Genomic DNA, 4,620 nt, shown 5'->3' on the forward strand with positions numbered 1-4,620 from the left:
TTGAAGAAACTATTAGATCTACAACATCAAAAGTTATTGATGAAGATATTACTGAAAAAGGGAGTTTGTAATTTGTATAGAAGGCAATAATAAAAAAAAAATTATAATATAAAAGAACTTTTGGAAGAAGAGTTAAATAGGGGTGTAAAAAAATCTCAAGCTGTGAAAGAAATTTCAAAAAAATATAATATTCCAAAAACGATGTTTACAAGGAGAGCTTAAATTTATGATAAATTTAAAAGGAACTTGAAGGTCAAATAAAAAAGTAAATTTAAATTTGAGAGATAAGTACGACTTTGTATTTAGAATAAAATCATAGTGAATTTAGAGAGAAAATAAATAAAGACGTGGGAAAAATTATCAAAATGGAAAAATTTAAAAAAGCGAAATTTCCAAATACAAAAAACTGTGGAGTTGACGGTTCAAACAATAGAGCTGGCGGTGCTTTTCCGCATTTTATCGAAATTTTTCAAGGACTTGCGAAGTCAACTGATGGCAATGAAGTTTATAAAACTAATGTCTATACCCCGACTTTAAACTCAAATTACGACGATAAAAACCTTTCACAAAACTTTTGGCGACTATTGAAATAGAAACTGCTATTGAATATATAGATAAATATGATTTTGATTATTTAATGATGGACGGAGGATTTATTAGGTATAAAATCAATTGTTTGGAATTATTTAAGGAGCTTCGTGAATGTTGTGAAAGAAAAAACATAATTCTCTTTGGTGTGATCAAAGATATAAAGACCAATGTTATTGCAAGAAGTCTTGAACTTGACGAAAGCATTTATGATAGAGAAATTTTATTCAATAGACTTAATATTGGCGAAGCAATTTTAATAAAAAATGAAATAAATAAAAAATTTATTAAAGATGGAATGGGAGAAGGGTTTTCCTCTGCATTTATGAGACTTCAAGATTTCCTGGAGCAATTGGAGTTGATATTTTAGATACGCAAGAAGATTATTTAATGGAAATTTGCAATTTAAATTTATACTTTAACTCCAATGTCATCGAGAGGAGTACACTTTGGCTTGATATTGTAGATAAAGATGTAAAAATTACTGATGAAATATTAGAAATGCTTTGGAAGAATATTTAGACAGAGATGTTTATGAACGATTTTTTATTTCTGAACGAGATAAGAGATCTTTATAGGAGGAAAAATGAAAGTACTTGGAGTTACTACTACAAGGGAAGTATATTATTGGTTCAAAGGAAAAAAACTTTCGAAACAATGAATTTTTAATAGTTGAAGATCCAGTTCAAGGCGAATATATGGAGAAGTTGTTGATTCAAAAACTTTTAACAGATTTATTCCTCTTGATATTGGAGGGGATTTTGTAGACAATGATGTATTATCATCTCTTGATTCCATGGGTTACGATGTTGGGGAAGAAACAGTTTATGTAGCAAAACTAAGATTTTTTGAAGAATTACTTATCCACCGCTTACTGGAAGTGATTTGAGAACACCAGAATTTTATGAAATTAAAAATTTATTAATAGATACAATGCCAAATAATTCTTTAATTCTCGGCTCAATTAAAAATACCGACAACATTGCAAAGGGTAATGGATGATGTTTTATAAAAATCTTTTTAGTACCTTTGAAACAAGGAATATTTAAAACAAAGAGAACTTCCTTATTTATTTGATTATAAATCCATGCACCAATATCCTCACATAGGAGTATTTGGAGGATCTGGAAGTGGTAAGTCTTTTGGCTTAGAGTTATATTAGAAGAATTAATGGAAATAGGAGTACCTGCAATTGTAATGGATCCTCATTACGAAATGGATTTTTCAATAATCTGAAATTTCTAATAAGAAATTATAGTGACAAATTTAAATGCCTTGAAATAGGATTGCAAACGGGAATAAAATTTCAAGAGTTACAAAAACGAGACCTAAAGAATCTTTTAAACGCCGCATCACCGCTTACAGATTCCATGAAAAATGTAATCGACATAATGCTAACAAAGGGATCTAGCTTTGAATCCTTTAAAAATAAATTGGATATGCTTTTGGAAGGACAAGAGATCGGGTCAAAAGATAAAATATTATCGGAAATTGCAGCAGAACCAGACATAACTAGAAAGAATAGATTTGAAGAAGTATTGGATATATACGAAAGATATGACAAAACTTGCAATTCAATGAGCGTTCGTGGGTTTTGTGGAGGCTTATAAATCTTCAAAACGAAGGGATTTTCTCCCACAATATTGACGAGCTTTTAGATTTATTAAATAATATAATTTAGCCAAAAGATAAGTTGAAAAACATTTATAATTCTTGTCGATCCTTGAAGTACAACTAATTTTCTCCTCTTTAATAAATCTAAAAGCTCGTCAATATTGTGGGAGAAAATCCCTTCGTTTTGAAGATTTATAAGCCTCCACAAAACCCCACGAACGCTCATTGAATTGCAAGTTTTGTCATATCTTTCGTATATATCCAATACTTCTTCAAATCTATTCTTTCTAGTTATGTCTGGTTCTGCCTGCAATTTCCGATAATATTTTATCTTTTGACCGATCTCTTGTCCTTCCAAAAGCATATCCAATTTATTTTTAAAGGATTCAAAGCTAGATCCCTTTGTTAGCATTATGTCGATTACATTTTTCATGGAATCTGTAAGCGGGTGATGCGGCGTTTAAAAGATTCTTTAGGTCTCGTTTTTGTAACTCTTGAAATTTTATTCCCGTTTGCAATCCTATTTCAAGGCATTTAAATTTGTCACTATAATTCTTATTAGAAATTTCAGAATTATTTGAAAAATCCATTTCGTAATGAGGATCCATTACAATTGCAGGTACTCCTATTTCCATTAATTCTTCTAATATAACTCTAAGCCCAAAAGACTTACCACTTCCAGATCCTCCAAATACTCCTATGTGAGGATATTGGTGCATGGATTTATAATCAAATAAATAAGGAAGTTCTCTTTGTTTTAAATATTCCTTGTTTTCAAAGGTACTAAAAAGATTTTTATAAACATCATCCATACCTTTGCAATGTTGTCGTATTTTTAATTGAGCCGAGAATTAAAGAATTATTTGGCATTGTATCTATTAATAAATTTTTAATTTCATAAAATTCTGGTGTTCTCAAATCACTTCCAGTAAGCGGTGGATAAAGTAATTCTTCAAAAAATCTTAGTTTTGCTACATAAACTGTTTCTTCCCCAACATCGTAACCCATGGAATCAAGAGATGATAATACATCATTGTCTACAAAATCCCCTCCAATATCAAGAGGAATAAATCTGTTAAAAGTTTTTGAATCAACAACTTCTCCAATAATATCGCCTTGAACTGGATCTTCACTATTAAAAATTCATTGTTTCGAAAGTTTTTTTCCTTTGAACCAATATATACTTCCCTTGTAGTAGTAACTCCAAGTACTTTCATTTTTCCTCCTATAAAGATCTCTTATCTCGTTCAGAAATAAAAAATCGTTCATAAACATCTCTGTCTAAATATTCTTCCAAAAGCATTTCTAATATTTCATCAGTAATTTTTACATCTTTATCTACAATATCAAGCCAAAGTGGTACTCCTCTCGATGACATTGGAGTTAAAGTATAAATTAAATTGCAAATTTCCATTAAATAATCTTCTTGCGTATCTAAAATATCAACTCCAATTGCTCCAGGAAATCTTGAAGTTCTCATAAATGCAGAGGAAAACCCTTCTCCCATTCCATCTTTAATAAATTTTTTATTTATTTCATTTTTTATTAAAATTGCTTCGCCAATATTAAGTCTATTGAATAAAATTTCTCTATCATAAATGCTTTCGTCAAGTTCAAGACTTCTTGCAATAACATTGGTCTTTATATCTTTGATCACACCAAAGAGAATTATGTTTTTTCTTTCACAACATTCACGAAGCTCCTTAAATAATTCCAAACAATTGATTTTATACCTAATAAATCCTCCGTCCATCATTAAATAATCAAAATCATATTTATCTATATATTCAATAGCAGTTTCTATTTCAATAGTCGCCAAAAGTTTTTTGTGAAAGGTTTTTATCGTCGTAATTTGAGTTTAAAGTCGGGGTATAGACATTAGTTTTATAAACTTCATTGCCATCAGTTGACTTCGCAAGTCCTTGAAAAATTTCGATAAAATGCGGAAAAGCAACCGCCAGCTCTATTGTTTGAACCGGTCAACTCCCACAGTTTTTTTGTATTTGGAAATTTCGCTTTTTTTTAAATTTTTCCATTTTGATAATTTTTCCCACGTCTTTATTTATTTCTCTCTAAATTCACTATGATTTATTCTAAATACAAAGTCGATACTTATCTCTCAAATTTAAATTTACATTTTTTATTTGACCTTCAAGTTCCTTTAAATTTATCATAAATTTAAGCTCTCCTTGTAAACATCGTTTTTTGGAATATTATATTTTTTTGAAATTTCTTTCACAGCTTGAGATTTTTTTACACCCCTATTTAACTCTTCTTCCAAAAGTCTTTTATATTATAATTTTCTTCTTTATTATTGCCTTCTATACAAATTACAAACTCCCCTTTTTCAGTAATATCTTCATCAATAACTTTTGATGTTGTAGATCTAATAGTTTCTTCAAATACTTTTGTTATTTC

At 29.4% G+C, this 4,620-nt stretch carries 10 protein-coding genes; 5 read left to right on the forward strand and 5 right to left on the reverse strand.

Features of this window, described 5'->3' with window-relative positions; genetic code table 11:
* Window positions 1-365 precede the first annotated feature (365 nt).
* The 5 genes from BIV18_RS11125 to BIV18_RS11140 all read left to right on the forward strand — a co-directional run bounded on the left by BIV18_RS11125 (window position 366) and on the right by BIV18_RS11140 (window position 2,198).
* Window positions 366-593: a hypothetical protein gene (locus BIV18_RS11125; RefSeq protein WP_235860859.1), complete on the forward strand. Its 228-nt coding sequence runs from the start codon at window positions 366-368 to the stop codon at window positions 591-593.
* Window positions 575-958, forward strand: a complete 384-nt coding sequence (locus BIV18_RS11130; RefSeq protein WP_235860860.1) for a DNA double-strand break repair nuclease NurA — start codon at window positions 575-577, stop codon at window positions 956-958. The genes BIV18_RS11125 and BIV18_RS11130 overlap by 19 nt, the downstream gene beginning before the upstream one ends.
* A 20-nt stretch (window positions 959-978) precedes the next feature.
* The gene (locus BIV18_RS11340; RefSeq protein ID WP_268875197.1) at window positions 979-1,110 is read left to right on the forward strand and encodes a hypothetical protein; all 132 of its coding nucleotides are present in this window, start codon (window positions 979-981) and stop codon (window positions 1,108-1,110) included.
* A gap of 74 nt (window positions 1,111-1,184) precedes the next feature.
* Window positions 1,185-1,355 (forward strand): hypothetical protein, encoded by a 171-nt coding sequence (locus BIV18_RS11135; RefSeq protein WP_235860861.1) that lies wholly within the window; start codon window positions 1,185-1,187, stop codon window positions 1,353-1,355.
* A gap of 603 nt (window positions 1,356-1,958) precedes the next feature.
* Window positions 1,959-2,198: a hypothetical protein gene (locus BIV18_RS11140; RefSeq protein ID WP_235860862.1), complete on the forward strand. Its 240-nt coding sequence runs from the start codon at window positions 1,959-1,961 to the stop codon at window positions 2,196-2,198.
* Between the two features lie 53 nt (window positions 2,199-2,251).
* Here BIV18_RS11140 and BIV18_RS11145 read toward each other — a convergent pair whose 3' ends face one another.
* From BIV18_RS11145 to BIV18_RS11165, 5 genes are read right to left on the reverse strand one after another with little or no spacing between them, the layout of a single operon-like run.
* Window positions 2,252-2,635 carry a hypothetical protein gene (locus tag BIV18_RS11145; protein WP_235860863.1) on the reverse strand — a complete coding sequence of 128 codons (384 nt, stop codon included), beginning with the start codon at window positions 2,633-2,635 and terminating at the stop codon, window positions 2,252-2,254.
* Window positions 2,595-3,014, reverse strand: a complete 420-nt coding sequence (locus tag BIV18_RS11150) for a helicase HerA domain-containing protein (protein ID WP_235860864.1) — start codon at window positions 3,012-3,014, stop codon at window positions 2,595-2,597. The genes BIV18_RS11145 and BIV18_RS11150 overlap by 41 nt, the downstream gene beginning before the upstream one ends.
* On the reverse strand, window positions 3,007-3,210 hold the full coding sequence (locus BIV18_RS11155) for a hypothetical protein (RefSeq protein WP_235860865.1): 204 nt from the start codon (window positions 3,208-3,210) through the stop codon (window positions 3,007-3,009). The genes BIV18_RS11150 and BIV18_RS11155 overlap by 8 nt, the downstream gene beginning before the upstream one ends.
* Window positions 3,211-3,239: 29 nt before the next feature.
* On the reverse strand, window positions 3,240-3,419 hold the full coding sequence (locus tag BIV18_RS11160; RefSeq protein ID WP_235860866.1) for a hypothetical protein: 180 nt from the start codon (window positions 3,417-3,419) through the stop codon (window positions 3,240-3,242).
* Window positions 3,420-3,427: 8 nt separating this feature from the next.
* Entirely contained in the window at window positions 3,428-4,021 is a 594-nt protein-coding gene (locus tag BIV18_RS11165; RefSeq protein ID WP_235860867.1) for a DNA double-strand break repair nuclease NurA, read from the reverse strand.
* Window positions 4,022-4,620 lie beyond the last annotated feature (599 nt).

The sequence above is a fragment of the Peptoniphilus grossensis genome, from assembly GCF_001940285.1.
GTDB lineage: Bacteria > Bacillota > Clostridia > Tissierellales > Peptoniphilaceae > Peptoniphilus_A > Peptoniphilus_A faecalis.

Excerpts from the sequence above, each read along its gene's own strand:
- BIV18_RS11145 (WP_235860863.1), bottom strand. The coding sequence starts at position 2,635 with ATGAAAAATGTAATCGACATAATGCTAACAAAGGGATCTAGCTTTGAA.
- BIV18_RS11125 (WP_235860859.1), top strand. The coding sequence starts at position 366 with ATGGAAAAATTTAAAAAAGCGAAATTTCCAAATACAAAAAACTGTGGA.
- BIV18_RS11150 (WP_235860864.1), bottom strand. The coding sequence starts at position 3,014 with ATGGATGATGTTTATAAAAATCTTTTTAGTACCTTTGAAAACAAGGAA.
- BIV18_RS11340 (WP_268875197.1), top strand. The coding sequence starts at position 979 with ATGGAAATTTGCAATTTAAATTTATACTTTAACTCCAATGTCATCGAG.
- BIV18_RS11140 (WP_235860862.1), top strand. The coding sequence starts at position 1,959 with ATGAAAAATGTAATCGACATAATGCTAACAAAGGGATCTAGCTTTGAA.
- BIV18_RS11155 (WP_235860865.1), bottom strand. The coding sequence starts at position 3,210 with ATGGGTTACGATGTTGGGGAAGAAACAGTTTATGTAGCAAAACTAAGA.
- BIV18_RS11160 (WP_235860866.1), bottom strand. The coding sequence starts at position 3,419 with ATGAAAGTACTTGGAGTTACTACTACAAGGGAAGTATATATTGGTTCA.